Origin of the sequence: Acinetobacter sp. (assembly GCF_036666595.1) — a bacterium.
Taxonomy (GTDB): domain Bacteria; phylum Pseudomonadota; class Gammaproteobacteria; order Pseudomonadales; family Moraxellaceae; genus Acinetobacter.
This window is the reverse complement of sequence record NZ_JAVWVO010000128.1, coordinates 1-573: the sequence shown is the minus strand read 5'-3', so window position 1 is coordinate 573 and position 573 is coordinate 1. Positions and strand designations below refer to the sequence as shown.

Here is a 573-nt window from a genome sequence, read left to right as displayed (position 1 = left end):
AAAAACATCAGGCTAAAATTGAACAAGATGCTCGAGTGATTCCTGCGGTATATGACATTGCCAGTGGTTATATATCTTGGATGGATTTAGAAAAAGATATAATCGCTACACCGCATTTATTCTCTCAGTAAACGCTACACACTTTAGCCTATAGAAAACAAATAAAGCGCCTCACGGCGCTCTATTATGCAAAATCCTGAACCAATTTCTTTATGACTGGTCGCTGACGCTGACTTGCGTTCCATAAGTCATGCTGCATTTGTAAATTCAACCAAAACTCTGGTGAGGTTTCTAAAGCCTCGCTTAAACGAATCGCCATATCTGCTGAAATACCTGTATGGCCATTCAAAATACGAGATAGATTTGCTCGAGTAACACCTAGCGCTTGAGCAGCTTCAGTCACGGGGGTTTCACCTATATATTCCCGCAACATTTCGCCAGGATGTGGTGCATTAAACATCATATTCATAGTTCGTACTCCTACACCTTAGTGATAGTCCAGATAATCCACGATGTAGACATCACCATCTTCAAATTTAAAAATTACCCGCCAATTACCGTTTACTGTTAGTG

Annotated in this window: 2 protein-coding genes; both read right to left on the bottom strand. The window is 40.5% G+C overall.

Annotation, left to right across the window (positions count from 1 at the left end):
• Positions 1–184 precede the first annotated feature (184 nt).
• Positions 185–469 (bottom strand): HigA family addiction module antitoxin, encoded by a 285-nt coding sequence (locus tag RR876_RS17170; RefSeq protein ID WP_086209417.1) that lies wholly within the window; start codon positions 467–469, stop codon positions 185–187.
• A gap of 18 nt (positions 470–487) precedes the next feature.
• On the bottom strand, positions 488–573 hold an 86-nt coding region (locus RR876_RS17165; RefSeq protein ID WP_332637209.1), incomplete at its 5' end, for a type II toxin-antitoxin system RelE/ParE family toxin.

Bases quoted from the DNA above. Each gene is read 5' to 3' on its own strand.
- RR876_RS17170 (WP_086209417.1), bottom strand. From the start codon at position 469: ATGAATATGATGTTTAATGCACCACATCCTGGCGAAATGTTGCGGGAA.